This is a genomic window from Allofournierella massiliensis (assembly GCF_004345265.1).
In the GTDB taxonomy this organism is placed as follows: Bacteria; Bacillota; Clostridia; order Oscillospirales; family Ruminococcaceae; genus Allofournierella; species Allofournierella massiliensis.
Map to the genome: position 1 here is coordinate 137,751 of NZ_SLUM01000001.1, position 22,851 is coordinate 160,601.

At 64.0% G+C, this 22,851-nt stretch carries 23 protein-coding genes; 18 read left to right on the plus strand and 5 right to left on the minus strand.

The window, feature by feature from the left end; translation table 11 throughout:
• Nucleotides 1–41: 41 nt before the first annotated feature.
• Nucleotides 42–2,447 carry a glycogen/starch/alpha-glucan phosphorylase gene (locus tag EDD77_RS00645; protein ID WP_058964147.1) on the minus strand — a complete coding sequence of 802 codons (2,406 nt, stop codon included), beginning with the start codon at nt 2,445–2,447 and terminating at the stop codon, nt 42–44.
• Between the two features lie 160 nt (nt 2,448–2,607).
• Here EDD77_RS00645 and EDD77_RS00650 point away from each other — a divergent pair, with 160 nt between their 5' ends.
• From EDD77_RS00650 to EDD77_RS00720, 15 genes are all read left to right on the plus strand, one after another.
• Nucleotides 2,608–2,847: a hypothetical protein gene (locus EDD77_RS00650; RefSeq protein WP_132587273.1), complete on the plus strand. Its 240-nt coding sequence runs from the start codon at nt 2,608–2,610 to the stop codon at nt 2,845–2,847.
• An 18-nt stretch (nt 2,848–2,865) separates the two neighbouring features.
• Nucleotides 2,866–3,291, plus strand: coding sequence for a cell division protein ZapA (locus EDD77_RS00655; protein ID WP_077138539.1), 426 nt, complete (start codon nt 2,866–2,868; stop codon nt 3,289–3,291).
• The gene (locus EDD77_RS00660) at nt 3,281–5,317 is read left to right on the plus strand and encodes a U32 family peptidase (RefSeq protein ID WP_058964148.1); all 2,037 of its coding nucleotides are present in this window, start codon (nt 3,281–3,283) and stop codon (nt 5,315–5,317) included. Before EDD77_RS00655 ends, EDD77_RS00660 begins: the two co-directional genes overlap by 11 nt.
• Nucleotides 5,318–5,413: 96 nt before the next feature.
• Complete coding sequence (dut, locus tag EDD77_RS00665) at nt 5,414–5,854, plus strand: dUTP diphosphatase (protein WP_058964149.1); 441 nt, start codon at nt 5,414–5,416, stop codon at nt 5,852–5,854.
• A 24-nt stretch (nt 5,855–5,878) separates the two neighbouring features.
• Nucleotides 5,879–6,124 carry a DUF4321 domain-containing protein gene (locus tag EDD77_RS00670; RefSeq protein WP_058964150.1) on the plus strand — a complete coding sequence of 82 codons (246 nt, stop codon included), beginning with the start codon at nt 5,879–5,881 and terminating at the stop codon, nt 6,122–6,124.
• Between the two features lie 117 nt (nt 6,125–6,241).
• Entirely contained in the window at nt 6,242–6,799 is a 558-nt protein-coding gene (locus EDD77_RS00675; protein WP_058964151.1) for a Maf family protein, read from the plus strand.
• 242 nt (nt 6,800–7,041) lie between these two features.
• Nucleotides 7,042–8,058: a rod shape-determining protein gene (gene mreB, locus EDD77_RS00680; RefSeq protein WP_058964152.1), complete on the plus strand. Its 1,017-nt coding sequence runs from the start codon at nt 7,042–7,044 to the stop codon at nt 8,056–8,058.
• Nucleotides 8,059–8,296: 238 nt separating this feature from the next.
• Nucleotides 8,297–9,199 (plus strand): rod shape-determining protein MreC, encoded by a 903-nt coding sequence (gene mreC / locus EDD77_RS00685; RefSeq protein ID WP_077138540.1) that lies wholly within the window; start codon nt 8,297–8,299, stop codon nt 9,197–9,199.
• Between the two features lie 35 nt (nt 9,200–9,234).
• Nucleotides 9,235–9,759 (plus strand): rod shape-determining protein MreD, encoded by a 525-nt coding sequence (gene mreD / locus EDD77_RS00690; RefSeq protein WP_058964153.1) that lies wholly within the window; start codon nt 9,235–9,237, stop codon nt 9,757–9,759.
• Nucleotides 9,760–9,778: 19 nt separating this feature from the next.
• The gene (locus EDD77_RS00695; RefSeq protein ID WP_058964154.1) at nt 9,779–11,848 is read left to right on the plus strand and encodes a penicillin-binding transpeptidase domain-containing protein; all 2,070 of its coding nucleotides are present in this window, start codon (nt 9,779–9,781) and stop codon (nt 11,846–11,848) included.
• A gap of 279 nt (nt 11,849–12,127) precedes the next feature.
• A complete protein-coding gene (locus tag EDD77_RS00700) occupies nt 12,128–12,862 on the plus strand; it encodes an AAA family ATPase (protein WP_242868359.1) in 735 nt (244 codons plus the stop codon).
• A gap of 182 nt (nt 12,863–13,044) precedes the next feature.
• Complete coding sequence (locus EDD77_RS00705) at nt 13,045–13,452, plus strand: methylglyoxal synthase (RefSeq protein WP_058964155.1); 408 nt, start codon at nt 13,045–13,047, stop codon at nt 13,450–13,452.
• Between the two features lie 61 nt (nt 13,453–13,513).
• Nucleotides 13,514–13,924, plus strand: coding sequence for a DUF2752 domain-containing protein (locus tag EDD77_RS00710; protein WP_197410503.1), 411 nt, complete (start codon nt 13,514–13,516; stop codon nt 13,922–13,924).
• A gap of 50 nt (nt 13,925–13,974) precedes the next feature.
• Nucleotides 13,975–14,307, plus strand: a complete 333-nt coding sequence (locus EDD77_RS00715; RefSeq protein ID WP_058964157.1) for a DUF4234 domain-containing protein — start codon at nt 13,975–13,977, stop codon at nt 14,305–14,307.
• 4 nt (nt 14,308–14,311) lie between these two features.
• Nucleotides 14,312–14,596, plus strand: coding sequence for a hypothetical protein (locus EDD77_RS00720; protein ID WP_058964158.1), 285 nt, complete (start codon nt 14,312–14,314; stop codon nt 14,594–14,596).
• A gap of 109 nt (nt 14,597–14,705) precedes the next feature.
• Here EDD77_RS00720 and EDD77_RS00725 read toward each other — a convergent pair whose 3' ends face one another.
• The 3 genes from EDD77_RS00725 to EDD77_RS00735 all read right to left on the minus strand — a co-directional run bounded on the left by EDD77_RS00725 (nt 14,706) and on the right by EDD77_RS00735 (nt 16,524).
• Nucleotides 14,706–15,239 (minus strand): methylated-DNA--[protein]-cysteine S-methyltransferase, encoded by a 534-nt coding sequence (locus EDD77_RS00725; RefSeq protein ID WP_058964159.1) that lies wholly within the window; start codon nt 15,237–15,239, stop codon nt 14,706–14,708.
• A gap of 178 nt (nt 15,240–15,417) precedes the next feature.
• The gene (locus EDD77_RS00730) at nt 15,418–15,654 is read right to left on the minus strand and encodes a hypothetical protein (RefSeq protein WP_058964160.1); all 237 of its coding nucleotides are present in this window, start codon (nt 15,652–15,654) and stop codon (nt 15,418–15,420) included.
• A 336-nt stretch (nt 15,655–15,990) separates the two neighbouring features.
• Nucleotides 15,991–16,524 carry a hypothetical protein gene (locus EDD77_RS00735; protein ID WP_058964161.1) on the minus strand — a complete coding sequence of 178 codons (534 nt, stop codon included), beginning with the start codon at nt 16,522–16,524 and terminating at the stop codon, nt 15,991–15,993.
• Nucleotides 16,525–16,879: 355 nt separating this feature from the next.
• Here EDD77_RS00735 and aspS point away from each other — a divergent pair, with 355 nt between their 5' ends.
• The 3 genes from aspS to EDD77_RS00750 all read left to right on the plus strand — a co-directional run bounded on the left by aspS (nt 16,880) and on the right by EDD77_RS00750 (nt 20,326).
• Nucleotides 16,880–18,664 (plus strand): aspartate--tRNA ligase, encoded by a 1,785-nt coding sequence (gene aspS / locus EDD77_RS00740; protein WP_187120498.1) that lies wholly within the window; start codon nt 16,880–16,882, stop codon nt 18,662–18,664.
• 141 nt (nt 18,665–18,805) lie between these two features.
• Nucleotides 18,806–19,291: an RNA polymerase sigma factor gene (locus tag EDD77_RS00745; RefSeq protein WP_058964162.1), complete on the plus strand. Its 486-nt coding sequence runs from the start codon at nt 18,806–18,808 to the stop codon at nt 19,289–19,291.
• Nucleotides 19,292–20,326: a hypothetical protein gene (locus EDD77_RS00750; RefSeq protein WP_132587274.1), complete on the plus strand. Its 1,035-nt coding sequence runs from the start codon at nt 19,292–19,294 to the stop codon at nt 20,324–20,326.
• A 129-nt stretch (nt 20,327–20,455) separates the two neighbouring features.
• On the opposite strand, the gene EDD77_RS00755 is transcribed toward EDD77_RS00750, so the two are convergent.
• Nucleotides 20,456–22,708, minus strand: a complete 2,253-nt coding sequence (locus EDD77_RS00755; RefSeq protein WP_058964164.1) for an alpha-galactosidase — start codon at nt 22,706–22,708, stop codon at nt 20,456–20,458.
• Nucleotides 22,709–22,851: the final 143 nt, after the last annotated feature.

Genomic DNA, 22,851 nt, shown 5'->3' on the forward strand with positions numbered 1-22,851 from the left:
GGACGGCCCGCAGGCCGCCTTAAATTGCAGAAAGAAAGGGGTTATTTCACAGGGTTTGCGCCCCAGATGTCGCGGGCGTAGTCCAGCACGGAACGGTCGGCGCTGAAGATGCCGCTGTTCGCGATGTTGGCCAGGCTCATCTGGTTCCAGCGGGTGCGGTCGGCATACAGCTTCTGCACGTCGGCCTGGGCGCGGCGGTAATCCTTGAAGTCGGCCATGACCATATAGGGGTCGCTGGTGCGCAGGTTGTTCACCACCTCGTGGAAGCTCTCGCCGTTCCAGCCCTTCTCCAGGAAGTTCAGCACCTCCATGGCCACCTCGTCGCTGTTGATGAACATGGTGGGATGGTAGCCGGTGGCCTTCATCTGGTTCACTTCCTCGGTGAGCATACCGAAGATGATCTCGTTCTCCTTGCCGGCAGCGGCGGCGATTTCAACATTCGCGCCGTCCAGGGTGCCCAGCGTGATGGCGCCGTTCAGCATGAACTTCATGTTGCCGGTGCCGGAGGCCTCGGTGCCGGCCAGACTGATCTGCTCGCTCACCTCGCTGGCAGGCATCAGCCGTTCGGACAGGGACACGTTGTAGTCCTCCAGATAGACCACACGCAGCTTTTCACGCACGGCGGGGTCGTTGTCGATCAGGGCGCCCAGCTTGCAGATCAGGCGGATCATCTGCTTGGCCATGTAGTAGCCGGGGGCGGCCTTCGCGCCGAAGATGTAGGTCTTGGGGGCGAACTCCGCATTGGGATGATCCTTCAGGTACAGGTACTGGGCGGCGATGTTCAGCGCGTTCAGGTGCTGGCGCTTGTACTCGTGCATGCGCTTGACCTGGCAGTCGAAGATGGAATTGGGGTCGATCACCTGGCCGGTGGTCTTTTCCAGATAGGCGGCGAACTCGGCCTTGTTGGCCTTCTTCACGTCCTCCAGAGCCTTGAGAACGGTTTTGTCGTTCTTGTAGGCGTTCAGCTTTGCCAGCTGGGAAGCGTCGTGCTTGAAGCCCTCGCCGATGGTCTCGCTCAGCAGTTTGGTCAGGCCCGGGTTGGAGGCCAGCAGCCAGCGCCGGTAGGCGATGCCGTTGGTCACGTTCTTGAAGGCCTGGGGCTTATACAGGTAGTAGTCGTGGAACACGCTGTCCTTGATGATCTGGCTGTGCAGCTTGGACACGCCGTTGATGGAGTGGCAAACGTAGCAGCAGATGTTGGCCATGCGAACCTGATTGTCGCCCAGGATGGCCATGTAGTTGATCTTGCCCCAGTCGCCGGGGAAGGCCTTTTCGAAGTCGGCGCGGCAGCGGCGGTCCATCTCCTCCACGATGGAGTAGATGCGGGGCAGGGTGGAACGGAAGATGTCCAGATTCCACTTCTCCAGCGCCTCGCTCATCACGGTGTGGTTGGTGTAGGCGAAGGTGCGGCGGCAGATGTCGAAGGCCTTATCCCAGTCGTAGCCGCACTCGTCCAGCAGGATGCGCATCAGCTCGGGGATGGCCAGGGTGGGATGGGTGTCGTTCAGCTGGATGGCTGCCTTCTCGGGCAGAGTGTCCAGGCTGCCCCACTGGGACAGATGATTCTGGCAGATGTCGCCGATGGAAGCGGCGGACAGGAAGTACTGCTGGCGCAGGCGCAGGATCTTGCCCTCCCGGTGGTTGTCGTTGGGATACAGGATCTTGCTGATCAGCTCGGCGGAGGCGTTCTTGGTGATGGCGCTGCCATACTCGCCGGCGTTGAAGCTGTTCATATCGAAATCGGGGGCCTTGGCCTGCCACAGACGCAGCTTGGCAACGCCCTGTCCGTCGTAGCCCTGCACATACATGTCGCTGGGAACGGCGATCACGCTGTTGTAGTGGCGGTGGGTCACATGATGGTAGCTGCCCTCCCAGCTCTCCTCGATGTCGCCGTCAAACTTGACCTCGATGCTCTGGTCGGGGTGGCTCTTCAGCCAGACCTGACCGCCGGGCAGCCAGTTGTCGGCCTTTTCCTGCTGCCAGCCGTCCACGATCTTCTGCTTGAAGATGCCGTACTCGTACAGGATGGAATAGCCGGTGCCGGCGATGCCGGTGGTGGCCATGCCGTCCAGATAGCAGGCGGCCAGGCGGCCCAGACCGCCGTTGCCCAGGCCTGCATCCGGCTCTTCCTCATAGATGCTCTCCACCTTGATGCCGGCGTCGGCCAGAACAGCCTCGGCCACTTCGTTCAGGCCCAGGTTGAACAGGCTGGTCTTCAGGCTGCGGCCCATCAGAAACTCCATGCACAGGTAGTACACCTGCTTTGCGCCGGTGCCGTAGGCGCGGCTCTGGAACTTTTTGTGCTGGGCGCTCATCAGCCGGCGGGCGATGATGGCCAGCGCACGGTAGATCTGCTGATTGCTGGCCACGTCCAGCGTGGTGCCGTATTCACTGTTCAGCCGCTCCTTGAGCAGCTTGTCAAACTCTTTCTTGGTGTATTTCGTCAACGTTTCTCCACTCCTGTCGGTAAAAGTAGGTCGCTGCCAAAAAACTGAGGGTCAAAGGGATGATCCGGCACGCGGGGCGCTCCCCCTTTCCGGGAGGGCCGGGGCCGGGCGGCCTGGCAGCAGGGCTGTACACAGTAAGCGGCACCGCAGGATTTCCGGAATGCGAATCATGCAGGGCCGCTCTTTTATTTTACCAATTTGTCGGGCCTGTTTCAAGAAAAAATACGTTTCCGGTAAACATATCCTGTGCTCCAAAGGGCAAAAAGGCACGATGCGACAAAAAAAGGGGTTTTCTGTGGGGGTGCTTTATACTATAATAAAGGTCAAGGCTGCGGCCGGCGAACGCCTGCCGGGTCGCCGCCGAAATATACTCCGCACCGTTTGGCGTGGAGCTTTGTGAAAGAAGAGGGATTGTATTATGCCGGTTACCAAAGTGAAGCTGACCATCTGCGGGTCCAGCTATATTGTATCCACTACCGATTCCGAAGAATATGTGAACCAGCTGGCCGAACGGCTGGACAATGATATGACCGAGATCATGACCCAGAACCCCAGCGCCAGCGTGGCCGCCAGCGCCGTGATCAGCGCGCTGAGCTATCTGGACGAGCTGAACAAGAACGCCTCCAGCACCGACAACATGCGCGCCCAGATCAAGGATTATCTGGAGGACGCCGCCAAGGCCAAGCTGGACGCGGAGAACGCCCGCCGTCAGGTGGAGAAGCTGACCGCCGAGCTGGAGGCTCTGAAGGCAAAGCAGGCCGCCGCTGCCCAGGCGGAAGCCGCCGCCGAAGCCGAGCCCGCCGGCGAGGAAACCCCTGCCAACGAGGAGAGCAATGAACAGTAACGCACCCATGGAAATTCTGGCCCCCGCCGGCAATATGGACGCGCTCACCGCCGCGGTTTACAGCGGGGCGAACGCGGTGTATCTGGGCCTGAAGCGGTTCAGCGCCCGGCGCACCGCCGGCAACTTTGATGCAGACGAGCTGCGGCAGGCGGTGAGCTTCTGCCACGGCCGCGGCGTGAAGGTGTATGTGGCCATCAACACCACCGCCCACCCGGCGGAGGTGGAGGGCCTGTGTGACGCGCTGGCCGACGTGTGCGCCGCCGGGGCGGACGCGGTGATTCTGCAGGATCTGGCGGTGGCGGCCCTTGCCCGCCGCATGGCCCCCGACCTGCCCATCCACGGCTCCACCCAGATGAGCGTGCACACGCTGGAGGGTGCGCTGGAGCTGGCTGAGCTGGGCTTCTCCCGGGTGATTCTGGCCCGGGAGCTGAGCCTTGCCGAAATTGAGCACATCGCCAAAAACTGCCCCATCGAGGTGGAGGTGTTCGTGCACGGCGCGCTGTGCATGAGCGTTTCCGGCCAGTGCTACATGAGCGCCTTTCTGGGCGGACGCAGCGGCAACCGGGGCGGCTGCGCCGGGCCCTGCCGCCTGCCCTTTGCGGCGGACGGCTCCGGGGCCTGCCATCTGAGCCTGAAGGATCTTTCCGCCGTGGGCAGTCTGCCCGCGCTGGCCGCCGCCGGTGTGGTGAGCGCCAAGATCGAGGGGCGGCTGCGTGGCCCCGAGTATGTGGCCGCGGCAGTGAACGCCTGCCGCCAGTCGCTGGCCGGGCAGGCTTACGATGAGCAGGTTTTACAGAATGTATTTTCCCGTTCTGGTTTTACGAATGGTTACATCGAAGGGAAGATCAACGGCACCATGTTCGGAGTGCGCACCGCTGAGGACAGCGCCGCCAGCAAGGCGGTGATGCCCGCGCTGCGGGAGCTGTACCGCCGGGAGATGCCCCGGGTGCCGGTGCGCTTTACCCTGTATTGCGAAGAGGAGGGCTGCAAGCTCACCGCCGCCGACGGCGAGGGCAACACCGCCATCGCCTACACCCAGAACGCCCCTCAGAAGGCGGAAAAGGACCAGCGCAGCGCCATCGAGCGGGCGCTGGGCAAGACCGGCGGCACGCCCTTCTATCTGGAGAGCCTGACCATTGAGGGCGAGCCGGGCTATCTGCCGGGCAGCGAGTGGAACGAGGTGCGCCGGGCGGCGCTGGAAAGCCTGCTCAAAAAGCGCAGCGCAATTAAGCCCTGGGCGTTTACCCGACTGCCCCTGCCCGCCGCCCAGCGGCATTCCCTGCCCGCCAAACTGCCCCTCTGGGGCCGGTTCGAGCACTGGGGGCAGCGGCCGGAAAACGCCGAGAGCCTTGCCGGGCTGATCGTTCCGGTGTTTGAGGCGGAGAAGGTTCCCCAGAACCTGCGGGCCAAGACCGTGCTGGAGCTGCCCCGGGCCATGTTCGGGGCCATGGAGGAAGCGGTGGCCAAGGCCATCGCGGCCACGGAAAACGGGGGCTTTGCCGGGTATCTGGCCCAGAACATCGCCCATTTCCGGCTGGCAAAGGGCCTGCCCCTCTACGGCGGGTTCGGGCTGAACATCACCAACCCCCTTGCCGCCGATACTTACAAACAGCTGGGCCTGCGGGCCATGACCGTGCTGCCCGAGGTGCCCTTCAACGAGATGGCGGCCATCGCCCCCGGCGTGCCCACCTGGGCGCTGGTCTACGGCCACATGCCCCTGATGCTCACCCGGGCCTGTCCCCTGCAGAACGTGACCGACTGCGCCCGCTGCGACAAAAAGGGAGAACTCACCGACCGCAAGAACAAGCACTTCCCGGTGCGCTGCGGCGGCGGTGTGCGTCAGGTCTACAACCCGGTGCCCCTGTATCTGGGCGACCGGGCCGGAGAGGTGCCTGCAGACGCGGGCGTGCTGCTGTTCACCATCGAGAGCAAAGAGCAGGCGGCGAAGGTCATCGACCGGTACCGCAAGGGCGAGACCTGGCCCGGCGAGTTCACCCGGGGCCTGTATTATAAACCGGCTCAATAATTCCGGGGCGGCTCCGCACCCTTCCTGCCGGAAGGGATGTGAAATTGCAAACAGTAATATAGATTAGAGTTTCAACAGAAAGGAAATATCCTTCCCATGGAGATCCCATACATCCTCACCCGGCCGGGGGCCAAGGCCCCGGCCTACGCCACCCCCGGCGCGGCGGCCGCCGACCTGTGCGCCGCGCTGGACGCACCCCTCACGCTGGCCCCCGGCCAGCGGGCCATCATTCCCACCGGCGTGGCGGTGCAGCTGCCCGGCCCCCAGTGGGTGGCCCTGCTCTGCGCCCGCAGCGGCCTTGCGGTGAAGCGGGGGCTGACCCTTTCCAACGGGGTGGGCGTCATCGATTCCGACTACCGGGGCGAGATCGGCGCCGGTGTGGTGAATCTGGGCGAGGAGCCGGTGACCGTGGAGCCCGGCGAGCGGGTGGCCCAGCTGATGATCCTGCCGGTGGCCCAGGGCACCTTTGTGCAGGCCGAAACGCTGGACGATACCCACCGGGGCGCGGGGGGCTTTGGCTCCACCGGCCGCCTGTGAGCGGGGCAAAGGAGAAAACGACCCATGAAAAACGCTTTGTTTCTGTGTTTCTGCCTGCTGGCGGGCGTGATCGCCGGCGGGCTGCTGGCTCAGGTGTGCGCCGGGGTGCCGACCCTTTCCTGGCTGGCCTACTCCAAGGCGCTGCGGTTTGCGCCCCAGCTGGATCTGAGCGTGCTGCGCCTGAATCTGGATTTCGTGATGGAGCTCAGCGTGGCGCAGGTTCTGGCGCTGGCGCTGGCCATCTTTGTGTATCACCGGGTGGAGATCTGAGCTCCGCCCGCTTCGCCCTGGGCTCATGGCCCGGGCTTTTTTGCGGGAATGCCCCATGGGCAGCCCTTTCTAAAAAAATTTACCGTCACTTGAAATAAACCAAAGGAGAAAATCGTTATGTCATTGATCCTCGCATCCGGAAGCCCCCGCCGCAAAGAGCTGCTGGCCATGATCTGCCCGGAGTTTTCCGTGATTACCAGTGAGGTGGACGAGTCCGCCATCACCGCCCCCACCCCCGCCGAGACCGCTCTGGCGCTGGCCACCGCCAAGTGCAAAGCCGTGGCCAAGGATCACCCGGAGGATGTGGTCATCGGCTGCGACACCGTGGTGGACTGCGGCGGCCGCATCTTCGGCAAGCCCGCCGACCGGAACGCCGCCGTGGCCATGCTGCGCGAACTGTCCGGCAAGGGGCATCAGGTGCACACCGGCGTGTGCGTGTGCAAGGGCGATGTGTGCAGGAGCCTTGTGGCCACCAGCACCGTGCGCTTTTACCCCATTGAGGAGGCGGCCATTCAGGCCTATGTGGACACCCCCGAACCCTACGACAAGGCCGGCGGCTACGCCATTCAGGGCACCGCGGCCCTGTTCTGCGAGGGCATCGACGGCTGCTACTACAACATCATGGGCCTGCCGGTTTCCCGCCTGGCCCGGCTGCTGCGGGAGTTCGGCATCTGACAGCGGGCAAAAGTGGGAAAAACGGGGCAAAAGCGGGCAAAAAGTTTGAAGAAATTGAAAAAAGAGCCCCGCGCCCGTTGAGAATGCTTTCGCGGGCGGGTATAATAAGGTAGAATGCCCGTACGACGACCCGGCCGAGACCGGAAACCGGCGGCGGTGCGTTTTTTTGATTTTTATTCCGGCCATTTAAAATAGAGTGTGCGCCTCGGTGTGAGGCCTGTGAGAAAAGGAGAAACGAGTTTATGTTCAGCAAGGATATCGGAATCGACCTCGGAACCGCCAATACCCTGGTTTACCTGCGGGGCAAGGGCATCATCATGCGGGAGCCCAGCGTGGTTGCCGTGGACACCAAGACCGACGAGGTGCGCAGCGTTGGCCATGAGGCCAAGGCGGTCATCGGCCGTACCCCCGGCAGCATCATGGCGGTTCGCCCCCTGAAGGACGGCGTGATCGCCGACTTCGACATCACCGCCAACATGCTGGCCCGCTTCATCAAGAAGGTGTGCGGCAACAGCATGTTCTTCCGCCCCCGCGTGGTCATCTGCATCCCCTCCGGCGTGACCGAGGTGGAGCGCCGCGCCGTGAAGGAGGCCGCCCTGAAGGCGGGCGCCCGTCAGGTGAGCGTGATCGAGGAGCCCATGGCTGCCGCCATCGGCGCCGGTCTGCCCATCAGCGAGCCCTCCGGCAGCATGGTGGTGGACATCGGCGGCGGCACCAGCGAGGTGGCCGTGATCAGCCTGGGCGGCATCGTGGCGGCCCGCAGCGTTCGTGTGGGCGGCGATGAGTTCGATCAGGCCATCATTGCCTACATCAAGCGCAAGTACAACCTGCTGATCGGTGAGCGCACCGCCGAGCAGATCAAGATCGAAATCGGCTCCGCCTACGAACTGGAGGAGGAGAAGGAGATGGAGATCAAGGGCCGCAACCTGGTGGACGGCCTGCCCAAGAACATCACCGTTCACTCCGAGGAGATCCGCGACGCGCTGGCCGAGAGCCTGCAGAAGGTTGTGGACGCCATCAAGGAGACTCTGGAGCGCACCCCGCCCGAGCTGAGCGCCGACATCATCGACCACGGCATCATGCTCACCGGCGGCGGCGCACTGCTGCGCGGCCTGGACGAGCTGGTTCACCGTGAGACCGGCATCGACGTGCATGTGGCCGAGACCCCGCTGGACTGCGTGGCCGCCGGCACCGGCGCCGTGCTGGATCACATCGACCTGCTGGGCGACGTGCTGGACGACAACTCCTCTCACTTCTGATTCAAGCCGCAGGGCCGCGCCCTGCCTTGGCAGACGCACAACACCGGCGCGGGCGGCCCAGGCCGGGCGGCCCGCGCCTTTCTTTACTTCAGGCAACACCCCGCAATTCACGCCCGATGGGCTCAGGCGGCGCACTCCACCACCTGGAATTGTGCGGTGCTGCCTTCTATCTCTGAACATTGGAACACGCCGGGGCAGTGCGCCGTTTTGACGCAGCGGCCCCGGCAAAACCAGGGAGGTGAGCCCGCTGAAGGACTTTTTCAATACCGGAAAATTCAAGGCCCTTGTGGCGCTGGCGGTGCTGCTGGGCGGCATCATGGCCTGGGCCGGGGCCAACGGGCGGCTGGCCAGCGCGCCGGAGCAGATCCTGAGCGCGGTGCTTTCGCCCTTCCAGAAGGGGGCCAGCGCCGTGAGCGGCGGCGTGGACGGCCTTTTGGACAAATACGCCCGCATCGACTCCATCATCGCTGAAAACGAGGCGCTGAAGGAGGAAAACTGGGAGCTGCAGGATAAGCTGGTGGAATACGACCGGCTCAAGGCCGAGAACGACGCCTACAGGGAGCGTGACCGGCTGGAGGACGACAGCCCCGAATACACCTATGTTTCCGCCTTTGTGATCGGCCGCGACCCGCTGGAACAGTTCGGCGGCTTCACCATCGACCTTGGCACGCTGGACGGCGTGCAGCAGGGCGACGTGGTGGTGAGCGATCAGGGGTATCTGGTGGGCCGCGTGCTGGAGACGGGCCCCGCGTCCAGCAAGGTGATGACCATTCTGCAGCCCGGCTCCTATGTGGCCTGCGTGGTCAGCCGCACCCGCGACACCGGCAACCTGAACGGCAATTCCGCCTATGCGTCGGACGGCCGCTGCGTGCTGGAGAACCTCTCCCGCGATACGCTGGCCCAGGTGGGCGACCAGATCATCACCACCGGCCTTGGCGGCGAGTTCCCGGCGGATATCCGGGTGGGCACCATCGAGGAGATCCTGCCCGAGGAGAGCGGCCGCTCCTCCATCGCGGTGATCGAGCCCGGCGCCGACGTGAACAACGTGAAGCATGTGTTCGTGATCACCGATTTTGAAACCGCCTACGGCCAGCAGGCCGAGGAAAACCAGACCGCCTCCGACGCCCAGCCGGAAAGCTGAGCGCCGCGGGCTGCCAACGAAAGGGGGCGCGCTGCATGACGAGCCGCCGCAAACGGAATTTGATTCTGCTGGCCAAATGGGCCTGCTACTTTTTGATTTTGCTCATTGCGGCCACCCTGCAAAGCCTGCCGGGCTTTCTGTCCATCTTCGGGGTGCGGCCGCTGTTCATTCTGCCGGTGTGCCTGGCGGTGGCCATCTACGAGGGCGAGTATCCCGGCGCGCTGCTGGCGGTGGCCGGCGGCTTTCTGTGGGACTGGACCGCCAGCCGGGTCGGCGGCCTGATGGCCCTGGGCCTGATGGCCATCTGCTTTGCCGCCGCCGTGGTGGTGGAGCTGTATCTGCGGGTGAACACCGTGAACTTCATTCTGGTGAACGCCGCCTGCTGCCTGCTGGTCACCGGCATGGACTTTCTGTTCTACTACCTGATGCCCGGTTACAGCGGGGCGATGGAGCGGTACCTGACCACGGTGCTGCCCATGGTGATCTACACGGCGGTGCTTTCGCCCCTGGCCATGATGGCGGTGCGCCGGGTGGCCGGGCATTTCGTGCCCGAACAGTAACCGGAAGGGAGGCCGGCCGATGGACCAGAAAAGCGTGTTCCGCCGCGTGGGCGGACTGATCGGGATCAGCCTTGTGGTGCTGGGCATTATCCTGCTGCGGCTGGTGGAATTCCAGCTGGTGAACGGCGAGGAATACAAAAGCCAGGCCCAGAGCGTGACCAACTATAAATTCAACATCCCCGCCGCCCGGGGCGAGATCGTGGACCGTTACGGCCGCGCCCTTGCCTCCAACGCGGTGGGCTACGACCTTGTGATCAATCAGCTGATGCTCACCGGCGACGTGAACCAGCTGGTGATGGATCTGGTGGAGATTCTGCAGAGCTGCGGCGAGGAATGGAACGACACCATGCCCGTGAGCAGCCCGGACGAAAGCGGCCACTACACCTTCACCGACGGGGACGACACCTCCGCCCAGAGCCGGCTGGCCAAGCTGAAGGAGAACATCGAGCTGCAGCAGTACGCCACCGCCGATCAGGTGATGGCAAAGCTGGTGGAGCGCTACAAGCTGGAGGACTACGACCCCCGGTGGCAGCGGATCCTGGCCGGCGTGCGCTACCAGATGCAGCTGGAGGATTTCAGCGCCAGCAACAGCTTCACCCTTGCCAGCGACATCTCCAACCAGACGGTGGCCATGGTCAAGGAGCGCAGCCTGAGCCTTGCGGGCGCCGAGATCATCGAGACCACCCACCGGGTGTATGAGGACGGCACCCTGCTGCCCCATTATCTGGGCAGCGTGGGCAGCATCACCAGCGAGCAGTGGTGGGTGGAGGACGAAAACGGCAACGTGACCACCCCCTTAAAGGACGCGGGCTACAACATGAACGACCTGATCGGCCAGTCCGGCGTGGAAAAATACGCCGAGGACCGGCTGCGGGGCAAGGAAGGCACCCAGCAGGTGAGCCGCGACAAGAGCGGCGTGGTGGTGGGCACCCAGATGCTGGTGGACCCCCAGCCCGGCGAGACGGTGGTGCTGACCATCGACAAGGACCTGCAGAAGAGCCTGAACGAGCAGCTGGAGGCCCTGATTCTGGAGATGCAGCAGACCAAGGAGCCCACCAAGGGCAAGGAGGTCACCTCCGGCTCGGCGGTGGTCATCGACGTGAAAACCGGCGGGATTCTGGCCATTGCCAACTACCCCAGCTACGATCTGAACCTGTATAAGACCAATTACAGCGCCTACAGCTCGGATCCCAACACCCCGCTGCTGAGCCGGGCAACCACCGGCCTGTACGCCCCCGGCTCCACCTTCAAGCCGGCGGTGGCGCTGGCGGGCCTGCTGGGCGGCATCGTGACCCCCGAGGACACGGTGAACTGCACCCGCGTGTACGACTTCTACACCGACTACAAGCCCGTGTGCCAGCAGCTGGGCCCCCACAGCGGCCCCACCAACCTGACCGAGGCCCTGACCCACAGCTGCAACATCTATTTCTATGACGTGGGCCGCCGGGTGGGGCTGGAAAACTTCGACGAGATGGCAACCAGCCTGGGCCTTGCCACCAAGACCGGCTTTGAGCTGGGCGAGTCCACCGGCAACCTGACCCACACCACCGACGAAAACTACGGCAAGGGCCTGGAGCTGCAGGCGGCCATCGGCCAGGGCAACACCCAGGTGACACCCATCCAGCTGGCCACCTACGCGGCCACCCTGGCCAACAAGGGCACCCGTTACTCCACCCACATCATCTCCGGCTACCGGGACAGCAACACCGGCGAGCTGATCGAAGAGGTGGAGCCGGTGGTGGCCGAGCAGATCGAGGATAACATCGGCGCCTTCGACGCGGTGGAACAGGGCATGCAGGGCGCCGCGCGGGACAGCAGCGCCCTGCGGGATTACCCGCTGAACATCGCCGTCAAGACCGGCAGCCCCCAGCGCTGGGAGCGGGACGAAAAGGGCAACTACGCCTACACCAACACCGCGGTCATCGCCTACGGCCCGGTGGAGGATCCCCAGCTGGCCATCGGCATCGTGCTGGAATGGGGCGGCGGCGGTTCCAACGGCCTGCCGCTGGTGCGCAGCATCTTCGACAGCTACTATTATACCCAGAGCGAGGGCCTGGAGCCCGAGTCCGAGGGCGTGCTGCTGCCCTGATAACGGGCGGCAGGCAACGCCGCACACAGCATTCCCCCGGGGCACGGCGGGCCGCTTGGTACGCCGTGCCCCTTTGTGTCTGCAAGGGGGCGGTTCTCTCGGGTAAAAACGGCGAAAAGAAGAGCGAAAAACACATTTTTTTGGCTTAAATACACAAAGCACAACTTGCTATCGCCCCCGCTTTGTGCTATCATGTTAATATAGGTGCATCATAGGCACCTGTATACCATTTTTCGTTGATCCCGGCCCCATCCCGGCCGAAAAAAGGAGGTCCGACCCGTGGCCGCACAGATCATTATGGTGGCCTCCGGCAAGGGCGGCACAGGAAAAAGCACCGTGTCGGTGCTGCTGGGCAGCCGCCTGGCTGCCGCGGGCAAAAAGGTCCTGCTCATCGAGCTGGACAGCGGCCTGCGCAGCGTGGACATCATCGCCGGGGCCGCGGGCCGCACCGTGTACGACATTTCGGATGTGCTGTGCGGCCGGTGCGACTGGCGCAAGGCCATTGTGGAAAGCCCGGTCTACAAAGGGCTTTCGCTGATCAGCGCCCCCTACGAGCGGGGAAACGTACAGCCCCAGCAGCTGGCAAAGCTCACGCGGAAGATGGCCAGACACTACGACTTCATTCTGGTGGACACCGCCGCCGGTCTGGGCGCGCCCTTTGCGGCCGCCATGGTGGTGAGCCAGATGGCGCTGCTGGTGCTCACGCCGGACCCGGTGGCTTTGCGGGACGGCCACATTGCCGCCGACGTACTGTATGAGGGCGGATTTACCAACGTTCGCCTGGTGGTGAACCGGGTAGGTCCCTCCACCTTCGACAAGGGCGCGGTGGCCGACCTGGACGAGTGCATCGACACGGTGGCCGTGCAGCTGATCGGGGTCATCCCGGAGAGCGCGGCCCTGCTGAAAAGCACCGCCGCCGGCGAGGCTTTGCCGGAGAATACCCTGGCATGGCGGGCGTTTGACAATCTGGCCCGCCGTATTCTGGGCCAGCAGGTTCCGCTGGCCGTGCGCTGAAAGGCGCATCCAAATTGTTTTGCCCATGCTGCGGCATGGTTTCCCATTTGTTTGATCCACTTCGGGCGAGCCCCGGCGGTTCGCCCCCATAGAGGCAATCCCCCATAAAGGTTTGGAGAAGGTGCGTGCCGCCCGGGCACGCCAGAACGTTAGCTTGTTTTAAGAAGGAGGGCGTTACGTCCATGAACATCGCATTGATCGCGCATGACGCGAAGAAGGAATTGATGGTGCAGTTCTGCATCGCTTACTGCCGGGTGCTCAGCCAGCACAACCTGCTGGCCACCGGTACCACCGGCAAGCTGGTGAGCGAGGCCACCGGCCTGCCCATCCAGTGCTTTTTGTCCGGCGTGCACGGCGGCGACCAGCAGATCGCGGCCCGCATCGCCTGCAACGAGATCGACCTGCTTCTGTTCTTCCGCGATCCCATCAGTGCGAAACCGCACGAACCCAACGAGATGAACCTGCTGCGCCTGTGCGACGTGCGCAACATTCCCATCGCCACCAACATCGCCACCGCCGAAGTGCTGATCCACGGCCTGGAGCGGGGCGACCTGGAGTGGCGCAACATTGTCAATCCGCCCCAGCACTGATATGCCGGAGCGCCGAGACCAAGCAAAAACGGGGCTTTTCGGCATCTGCCGAAAGGCCCTTTTGCGTTTACGGGCGGGGATCGACCGGCTGGGGATTTCGCCCCGGCGGGGAAAGCAGGCCCTGCTTGTGGTGGGGATCGGGGTGCTGTATGCCCTCGAGACCCAGACCCTGGGCCTGTTCGTGCCCTGTCCCTTCCACCGGCTGACCGGGCTCAAATGCCCGGCCTGCGGCATCACCACCGCCATTCTGGCCCTGCTGCACGGGGACGCCGGGGCGGCCTTTGCGGCAAACCCGGGCCTTGCCATCAGCCTGCCGGTGCTGGCACCCTGGCTGGGCCGGGTGTTTTTGGGCTGGCTGCGGGAAACCCCTGCCCGGGGCCGTGCGGTGAACGCGGTGGGCGTGGGGCTGATTATCTATTTTGCAGTCTGGGGCGTATGGCGCAACCTTGCGCCCCTGCTGGGCTTTTGTTGAAGCCTTGAATTTTTTTCGCTGACAGCGAACCAGAGAAGGAGAGTTTTCCCATGACAAGAAACATTGTGGTATGCATTATACTGAGCATCATCACCTGCGGCATCTACGGTCTGTACTGGATGTACACCCTGAACGAGTATGCCCGTGCGGTGGCCCCGAACGAGTGGCGCACCAGCGGCCTCACCGTGATTCTGCTGAGCATCATCACCTGCGGCATCTATGGCCTGTACTGGAACTACAAGATGGGCAAGGCGTACATGACCGTGAACGGCGGCAACGACAACAGCCTGCTGTTCATCCTGCTGAGCCTGTTCGGCTTCTCCATCGTGAACTGGGCCATCATGCAGAACGACATCAACCACGCTGCCGGCATGCAGGGCTAACCCTGTGGAACGGGCACAGCGTATCCTGTACCGGCTGACCATGGGCTGCGCCGTGGCGGGGCTTGCGGTGCTGGGCGGCGTAATACTCAGCGGCAAAGCCTGGCCGGATCCGGTGTTTGCCATCGGTGCGCCGGTGGGCCTGGGCCTTGTGGCGCTCTGCCTTGTATGTCTGGCCGCGCTCTGGGCGCTGCGCTTTGGCGGCGCGGTGCGCCGGGGCCAGCTGTGGCAGGCCGCCGCGCTGGTGGCCGTGGCCATCGCCTGCCTTGCGGGCTTTTTCCTGCGCCGGTGAAGCGCGTGCAGGATTCAGAAAACAAAAAGAACCCCGGCACCCGGAAATGCTCCGGATGCCGGGGTTTTTGCGCATTTTGAGCCGACGGAAACGAAACGCCGCCGGGTTTTCAACGAGGAGCGGGGCCGGATGTGGAAAAGCCGGGCAGCGTTACGCCCTCGTGGGCCAGCAGCCAGCGCTTTTTGTCCAGCCCGCCCGCGTAGCCGGTCAGGCTGCCGTTTGCCCCCACCACCCGGTGGCAGGGGATGATGATGGAAATGGGGTTGCGGCCCACCGCGCCGCCCACCGCCTGCCCCGCCATGGGGCGGCCGGTCTGGGCGGAAATGGCCCGGGCCAGCGCCCCGTAGGTGGTGGTCTGGCCGTAGGGGATGGTCAGCAGCAGCGCCCACACCCGTTTCTGGAACTCGCTGCCCTCCGGCGCCAGCGGCAGCTCCGCCGGGCTGGGAGTATCCCCCGCAAAATACCGGTTCAGCCAGTGCTCCGCCCGGGCGAACAGGGGCAGTTCAGCCCGCCGGGGAGCATCCGGCGGCAGATGGGCCGCATAGTGCATCTGACCGGCCAGCCACAGGCCGGTCAGGTGGGTTTCGGTGCCCGCCAGCATCATCGGCCCCAGCGGGCCGGTCAGGGTGGTGGTGTACAGCATAAGGGGCCTCCTTTGCAGGGCGGATTGCAAAAAAGCGGCCGCATCGGCTGAGCCGGGGCTGCTTGCGTTTTCTATGGCGGTGGAGTATAATACAAACAGAAGGTGGTGCTGCCCGGAGACGGGTCAGTCCCTTGGAGATTTACGGAAGTAAACCGCGTTCCTGGGGAGGTGCGGCGGTTTACTTCCGTTTTTTGTTATCGTGCGTGATCGTCCAAACGATTTGAAACGTCCCGTAGACTGCTCCGCCGATCAGGGTCAGAAGCGAAAGGACTTCCTGTAACGTCATGGAAGGGATCACCCCCTCTGCGGAAAAGCAGCGGGGAAAACAGAAGCTTTGCCCCGCTGCCGCTGCCTTTGCGCAGCGTGCAATGGGGACTGGACCGCCTGCCGTGTCCGGCAGCACCACCGTTTCCATTGTAACAAACCCCGCGCGTTTTGTCGAGAACGCGCGGGGTTTGCTGTTGAGTGCAAAGCAACCACCAGCTACGCTGGTGCGAATTACTTGCTTTAGCATTTAGTTTGCGAGCGAAGCGAGATGACAAACTAATTGCCTACCATATAGAGAGAAAATATGGTTTTGGGATTTTGCTCGTTTACGAGCCGTAGGGCAAGAAATGCAGATGGCAGAATTTTTCGTGGCCCCTTAAGGGGCTTTGCTAGTATAATGCCCTTATAGGGCTTACTCAAACCACCGGCTAAGCCGGTGGTTTTGATTTGGCAGGCTATGGGGGCGATTGGCCGGAAATCCTGCTTATTCTTTCTCCGGCTCCACCGCGAAGTAGGTCTCCACGCCCTCCCGGCGGAAGGTGATGATCTGCCCGGAAGGCTGGCCGTTTTCGTCCAGAATGTCCAGCCGGAATCTGCCCTCGCCCAGATAGGCCAGGCCGCTGGGGTCGGCGGGAATAGCTTCCAGGCCCATCGGCTGGAAGGTGCCGTCCGCCGAGAGAAACGCCAGCCGCACGTCCGTGTGCTCCGGTTCCGCGTACAGCACCACGCCCACCAGCTCCTCGCCGCCATCCGGCACCGCCACGCAGTCCAGCACCGTGCGCCGGGCGTTCTGCTCCTGGGCCAGAAACAGTTCCATCACCGCTTCGTCGGTCCATTCCGGGGCCTCGCTGGCGGCGCTTTCGCTCACCGCTGCGCTTTCGCCGGCAGGCTGGGAGAGGGACGCCGGGCTGCTGGAACCGGGCAGGGAAGTGGAGGCCGGTGCGCCGGAAGCGGGGGCGCACCCGGCCAGCAGTGCCGCCGCAAGGCAGCAGACAAAAGGCAGAACGATCTTCTTCATGGGGGAATCCCTCCTTCGTGGGCGGCTCTCAAAGAGCGCGGCGCAGCCCCACCGACGAACGGCGCGGGGGCCGGAAAAGCTCTTCTGCCCCCATTGTAAGCGCCCGGCGGGCAAAAAACAAGCGGCAAAGGCCGCTTTGCCTTGTAATATCTTGTGGAAAGCGGTATAATAGCCGGGAACGGCTATTATACCGTTATTTTTATGCCCTTTTTCTCGCCCCTTGCGGGGCAACCGAAAAAGAAGGCGAATTATACCATTTCGCTTCGCTTTATGGTATAATAAAACGGTCTAAGAGTTTGCGGAGCCCGGGGTTTCCCGGGCTCCAGCGATTGAAATAAAAGGGGTATTATTGATTATGGAAACCATGGGAAATCTGCGCCGCACCCGTTATTGCGGCGAAGTGCGTCTGGCCGATGCGGGCCAGGAGATGGTGGTGGCCGGTTCCATCGCCAAATGCCGGGATAAGGGCGGCATCATCTTTGCCGACCTGCGCGACACCACCGGCATTCTGCAGATGGTGTTCGACGACTCCACCGACCCCGCCGTGTTCGAGAAGGCCAGCAGCCTGAAGAGCGAGTATGTGGTCATTGCCAAGGGCAAGCTGCGCGAGCGCGACGCCAAGACCGACAAGATCGCCACCGGCGACGTGGAGCTGTATGTGACCGAGCTGCGCGTTCTGAGCGCCGCCGAGACCACCCCCTTCGAGATCCGCGACGAGGTGAAGGTGAAGGACGAGCTGCGCCTGAAGTACCGCTATCTGGACCTGCGCCGCCCCAGCATGCACGACCCCATCGTGCTGCGCAGCAAGATCTGCCAGATCATCCGCAACTACTACTGCGACAACCACTTCTGCGAGATCGAGACCCCCATGCTCATCAAGAGCACCCCGGAAGGCGCCCGCGACTATCTGGTGCCCAGCCGGGTGCAGCCGGGCCACTTCTACGCCCTGCCCCAGTCTCCCCAGCTGTACAAGCAGATTCTGATGCTGTCCGGCTTTGACCGCTACTTCCAGATCGCCCGCTGCTTCCGCGACGAGGACCTGCGCGCCGACCGCCAGCCCGAGTTCACCCAGGTGGACCTGGAGATGAGCTTCGTCACCGAAGAGGACATCATGACCCTGAACGAGAGCCTGATCAAGAAGCTGTGGAAGGAGATTTTGAACATCGACGTGGCCACCCCCTTCCAGCGCATGCCCTGGGACGAGGCCATGGCCCGCTACGGCTCCGACAAGCCCGATACCCGCTTCGGTCTGGAGATCATCGACGTGACAAGCGCGGTGCGTTCCAGCGAGTTCGCTCCCTTCAAGGGCGCCATCGAGGCCGGCGGCAGCGTTCGCCTGATCAACTGCAAGGGCCTGGCCGACAAGCTGACCCGCAAGACCATCGACAAGCTGGGCGACGTGGCCAGGACCTACGGTGCCAAGGGTCTGGCCTACACCCGCCTGACCGCGGACGGCGAGACCTCCAGCTTCGAGAAGTTCCTCACCGAGGACGAGAAGGCCGCCCTGCGCACCGCCGCCGGCGCCGAGACCGGCGACGTGCTGCTGGTGGTCAGCGACGCGGACAACGTGCGCGCCTGCACCGCTCTGGGGCAGGTTCGTCTGGAGGTTGGCCGCCGCTGCGAGCTGATCGACCCGGACAAGTTCAACTTCCTGTGGGTGGTGAAGTTCCCCCTGTTCGAGTACAGCGAGGAAGAGGGCCGCTACATGGCCATGCACCATCCCTTCACCATGCCCACCGAGGACAGCATGGACAAGCTGGAGACCGAGCCCGGCAAGTGCTACGCCAACGCCTACGACATCGTGCTGAACGGCTGCGAGCTGGGCGGCGGTTCCATCCGCATCAACGACCCTGCCCTGCAGGACCGGATGTTCAAGGCTCTGGGCTTCACCGAGGAGAAGGCCCGCGAGAGCTTCGGCTTCCTGATGGACGCCTACAAGTACGGCGCACCCCCGCACGGCGGCATGGCCTACGGCCTGGACCGCATGGTAATGCTGATGCTGAAGCGGGATTCCATCCGCGACGTGATCGCCTTCCCGAAGGTGCAGAACGCCAGCGAGCTGATGAGCGGCGCCCCCGAGACCGTGGACGAAAAGCAGCTGCGCGAGCTGAGCATCGCCACCGTGAGCGCCGAGGGCTGACCTGCCAACTGAATAACGGCAAACGCGCCGCTTCCCGAACATCGGGAGGCGGCGTTTTTTTGCCCCGGCGAAAAATATTTGCCTGGAAATTGACCGCAAGGGGCATCCTGTGCGTATTTCTTACAGAAGGGAGTGGGAATCATGGAGCAATTCACCCCGCCGCCCGGCGAAGCGGAGCGGGTGGTGGAGCAGTACGGCGACATGCTCTACCGGCTGTGTCTGGTGGCGCTGGGCAGCCGGGCGGACGCGGAGGACGCGGTGCAGGACACCCTGCTGCGTTACCTGCAAAAGGCCCCGGCGTTTGCCAGCCGGGAGCACGAAAAGGCGTGGCTGATCCGGGTGGCGGCCAACCGCTGCCGGGATCTGCGGCGGTTTCGGCTGCGCCATCCCCACACCGGGCTGGAGGAGGTGGCGGGCCGGTGCGCCGAGCCCGGGGATCGGGCGGTGCTGGAGGCTTTGATGAGTCTGCCGGAGAAATTCCGGGTGGTGCTGCTTTTGCATTATGTGGAGGGCTACTCCACCGGCCAGATCGCCCCCATGATCGGCCGCACGCCCTCGGCGGTGAAGATGCGGCTGCAAAAGGGCAGAAAGCTGCTGGAACAGGCATACGGAAGGGAGGAAGGCTAGATGGACGAGGAACGGCTGAACCGGGCGGTGCGGGGCATTCGCATGCCGGAGGACGCCCGGCAGCGGCTGCTGCACCGGCTGAAGGAGGAGCGGCCCCGGCGGGCGGTGCGCCTTCCAAAGCGCCCGGCGCTGGCGGCGGTGGCGGCCTGCCTTGCGCTGGCGCTGGGCCTGCCCGCCCTTGCCGCCAATGTGGAACCGGCGTACACGCTGCTGTATCGGGCATCCCCGGCGGCGGCCCAGTACCTGCAGCCGGTGCGGGAAAGCGACGAGGACAGCGACATCCGAATGGAGGTGGTGTCGGCGGCGGTGCAGGGCGACACGGCGGAGGTGTGGGTGGCCCTGCAGGATCGGACGGGCAGCCGGGTGGACGAAACCACCGATCTGTTCGACAGCTATTCCATCCGCAGCCCGGCGGACCAGAGCGCCCATTGTGAGCTGGCGGGGTACGACGAAGCTACCGGCACCGCCCTGTTCCGGCTGCGCATCACCCGGGCGGACGGGAAGAGCTGGCAGGGGGAGAAGGTAACCTTCTCGCTGAAAGGGTTTCTCAGCCGCAGGGCCGCGTATGAACAGGTGGAGATTCCGCTGGATCTGGCCCGGCTGCCCCAGAACGCCGAAACCCGGCCGGTGACCCTCACCGGCCATGGCTCGCCGTCGGGAAACGCGCCGGATGCGTTTGACGCGCTGGTGCCGGGGGAGGGGCAGAAGGACTTCCCGGTGGAGGGCTTTTCCCTCACCGGCGCGGCCTGGGCGGCGGACGGGCTGCACATCCAGCTGGCGGTGAAAAACCGGCAGCAAAACGACAACAACGCCGAGGTCTATCTGCTGGGGCCGGAGAGCGAAAAAACCTTCTGCGACTTTCTGGGCTATTTCCGGGCAGGGGAGGGCGAAAACCGGGTGGATTACATGGAATATGTGTTCTCCGGCACGCCCCAGACGCTGGCGGACTGCCGCCTGGCCGGTGATTTTTATACCGCCGGTCTGCTCACCGAGGGCAACTGGAAGGTGACCTTCCGGCTGGAAGGCGGCGAATGAACGAACAAAACCCCCGGCGGCCATCTGCCGCCGGGGGTTATCCATCCCTCTATGTTGGCGCTGTGCGCCCTGCCCGGGCTTTCCCTGCCCCGGGCTTTTTCTTTTTCCTTTTCTCTCTTCCCGTTTCGCTTATACGCGCTTTACATACATCTGCACGCTGGGGTAGTCGCCGGCCAGCTGGGGCAGGGTGTAGCCTGCACGCATCAGGGTGCTGCCGCTGTATACCTTGCCCACGCCTTCCATGGCCAGATCCAGCCCGGCCTGGGGTGCTGCGTGGCAGCCGTGGATGTCCAGGCTCTCCACACGGTACAGAGCGTCCGGCGCAAGACCACGCAGCCACAGGTGCAGCGGGCGGGCGTTGGCTTCCGGATGGGTGAGCACCAGATTTACCAGCGTCTCGCCCTGTTCCTCGTCCACGAACTGCCAGGCGGCGTACCGCTCCTCCTCGGTGGGGTCGGTCAGCCGGTAGTACAGGCCGTTCTGAATCAGCTGGTAGTGCTTGTCGAAGAAGGCGATCTGCTCCTTCACCTGGGCGGCTTCCTCGTCGCTCAGCTTGTTCAGGTCCAGCTCGTAGCCGAAGGTGCCGGCCATGGCGGCCACCGCACGGGTCCACAGAGGCGTGGTGCGGCCGGTCTGGTGGTTGGGGCAGGCGGACACATGCGCGCCCATGCTGCTCACCGGGTAGCCGAAGGAGGTGCCGTGCTGGATCACCAGCCGCTCGATGGCGTCGGTGTCGTCGCTGCACCAGATCTGGGTGAAGTAGGCCAGCATGCCCGCGTCAAAGCGTCCGCCGCCGCCGGCGCAGCCCTCGAACAGCACATGGGGGAACCGGGTGGTCAGGGTTTCCAGCAGCTTGTAAACGCCCAGCATGTACCGGTGGGCCGCTTCGCCCTGCCGGTCGGCGGGCAGCACCCGGCTGTACACGTCGGTCATGTTCCGGTTCATGTCCCACTTCACGTATGCGATGTTGTTGTTGGCCAGCAGGTCGGTCAGCCGCTCGGTCAGGTAGTCCACCACGTCGTCCCGGCCCATGTCCAGCACCAGCTGGTTGCGGCTCATCACCGGGGCGCGGCCCGGCAGGGTGAGGGCCCAGTCCGGATGAGCCCGGTACAGATCGGAATCCTCGCTCACCATCTCCGGCTCCACCCAGATGCCGAACTTCATGCCCAGCGCGTTCACCCGGTCGATCAGGGGAGAAAGACCGCCGGGCAGCTTATTCTCGTTCACGAACCAGTCGCCCAGGCCGCTGTTGTCGTCGTTGCGCTTGCCGAACCAGCCGTCGTCCAGCACCAGCATCTCCACGCCCAGCGCCGCGGCCTTTTCCGCAATGCGCACGATGGCGTCGGAATCGAAGTCAAAATAGGTGGCTTCCCAGTTGTTGATCAGCACCGGGCGGCGGGCAAACCGGAACTCGCCCCGGCACACGTTGTGCCGGATGAACCGGTGATACTGCTGAGACAGGGCGGTCAGGCCGTTTTCGGTGCAGGCCAGAATCACCTCGGGGGCGATGAAGGCCTCGCCGGGGGCCAGCTGCCAGCTGAACCGCTCGTCGTGAATGCCGCTCACGATGCGGGTCAGGCCGTTCTGGTCCACCTCCACGTCGGTGCGGTGGCTGCCGGAATACACCGGCATCACGCCGTAGCACAGGCCGTGCTCCTCGGTGGCCTTGCGGTCGCACAGGATCACGAAGGGGTTGTGGTGGTGGCTGGAGGCCCCGCGGGTGGAGGACACGGTCTGGATGGCGTTCATCAGGGGGGTGCGCTCCATCCGGCGCTCCATGGCGTGGCGGCCGTGGAAATGAATCATATCCCACCGGCCGAAGGGCAGGTCCAGGCACATGGACGCGGCCTTTTCCAGCCGCAGGGTCTGGCTGCCGTCGTTCACCAGCCGGGCGGCCCGGGTGATGATGTCCTGGGCTTCAAATACGCCGTACAGCAGCTCCAGCGCAAGGCCGGTCACGCTGTCCTCCATGCGGATGCACAGGCTCTCGGCCTCGTTTTCCTCGTCGTGGGCGGCGGGCAGGCCGGTCAGGGCGTATTTGCCCTTCTGAATGCTGTGGCTCGCGTAGTGCCATTCGGCCCCGGCCGCGCCGTTTTCCTCCCGCACCACCAGGCAGGAAAGGCGGAAGTCGCCGGTGTTGCAGCCGGTATACTCCTGAGGCAGCACGTCCGGCGAGATGCCCCGGCGCTCCCGGTCGGCGTTGTGGTTGGGTGAGAAGCCCCGGTCGGCCGGGGGATACATGGCGGCCAGATCGCCCTGACCGATGGCCGGGCCGTAGTAGAGGTGAAGCAGGCGATCCAGATGATCCAGCCCCATCTGGTAGGTGGTGCTGCGGGTGGAAAGGGTAAAGGTGCGCGCGGCGGCGTCGAATTGAATGCCCATACAGGGGTCCTCCTGAAGTTTGGAATCGGGCCGGGCCCGGCTGGGGCCCGGCTGGGCAGTGCCGCCTGCGGCGTTCGCCGTGGATGGCGCGGCACTGCTCCTGAAAAAACGGGATAAAACAACACGAGGCGGGCGGCCGGCCG

Coding starts and splice junctions, on each gene's coding strand:
- EDD77_RS00650 (WP_132587273.1), top strand. CDS start 2,608: ATGCGAATCATGCAGGGCCGCTCTTTTATTTTACCAATTTGTCGGGCC.
- EDD77_RS00655 (WP_077138539.1), top strand. CDS start 2,866: ATGCCGGTTACCAAAGTGAAGCTGACCATCTGCGGGTCCAGCTATATT.
- EDD77_RS00660 (WP_058964148.1), top strand. CDS start 3,281: ATGAACAGTAACGCACCCATGGAAATTCTGGCCCCCGCCGGCAATATG.
- dut (WP_058964149.1), top strand. CDS start 5,414: ATGGAGATCCCATACATCCTCACCCGGCCGGGGGCCAAGGCCCCGGCC.
- EDD77_RS00670 (WP_058964150.1), top strand. CDS start 5,879: ATGAAAAACGCTTTGTTTCTGTGTTTCTGCCTGCTGGCGGGCGTGATC.
- EDD77_RS00675 (WP_058964151.1), top strand. CDS start 6,242: ATGTCATTGATCCTCGCATCCGGAAGCCCCCGCCGCAAAGAGCTGCTG.
- mreB (WP_058964152.1), top strand. CDS start 7,042: ATGTTCAGCAAGGATATCGGAATCGACCTCGGAACCGCCAATACCCTG.
- mreD (WP_058964153.1), top strand. CDS start 9,235: ATGACGAGCCGCCGCAAACGGAATTTGATTCTGCTGGCCAAATGGGCC.
- EDD77_RS00695 (WP_058964154.1), top strand. CDS start 9,779: ATGGACCAGAAAAGCGTGTTCCGCCGCGTGGGCGGACTGATCGGGATC.
- EDD77_RS00705 (WP_058964155.1), top strand. CDS start 13,045: ATGAACATCGCATTGATCGCGCATGACGCGAAGAAGGAATTGATGGTG.
- EDD77_RS00715 (WP_058964157.1), top strand. CDS start 13,975: ATGACAAGAAACATTGTGGTATGCATTATACTGAGCATCATCACCTGC.
- EDD77_RS00725 (WP_058964159.1), bottom strand. CDS start 15,239: ATGCTGTACACCACCACCCTGACCGGCCCGCTGGGGCCGATGATGCTG.
- EDD77_RS00730 (WP_058964160.1), bottom strand. CDS start 15,654: ATGGAAACGGTGGTGCTGCCGGACACGGCAGGCGGTCCAGTCCCCATT.
- EDD77_RS00735 (WP_058964161.1), bottom strand. CDS start 16,524: ATGAAGAAGATCGTTCTGCCTTTTGTCTGCTGCCTTGCGGCGGCACTG.
- aspS (WP_187120498.1), top strand. CDS start 16,880: ATGGAAACCATGGGAAATCTGCGCCGCACCCGTTATTGCGGCGAAGTG.
- EDD77_RS00745 (WP_058964162.1), top strand. CDS start 18,806: ATGGAGCAATTCACCCCGCCGCCCGGCGAAGCGGAGCGGGTGGTGGAG.
- EDD77_RS00750 (WP_132587274.1), top strand. CDS start 19,292: ATGGACGAGGAACGGCTGAACCGGGCGGTGCGGGGCATTCGCATGCCG.
- EDD77_RS00755 (WP_058964164.1), bottom strand. CDS start 22,708: ATGGGCATTCAATTCGACGCCGCCGCGCGCACCTTTACCCTTTCCACC.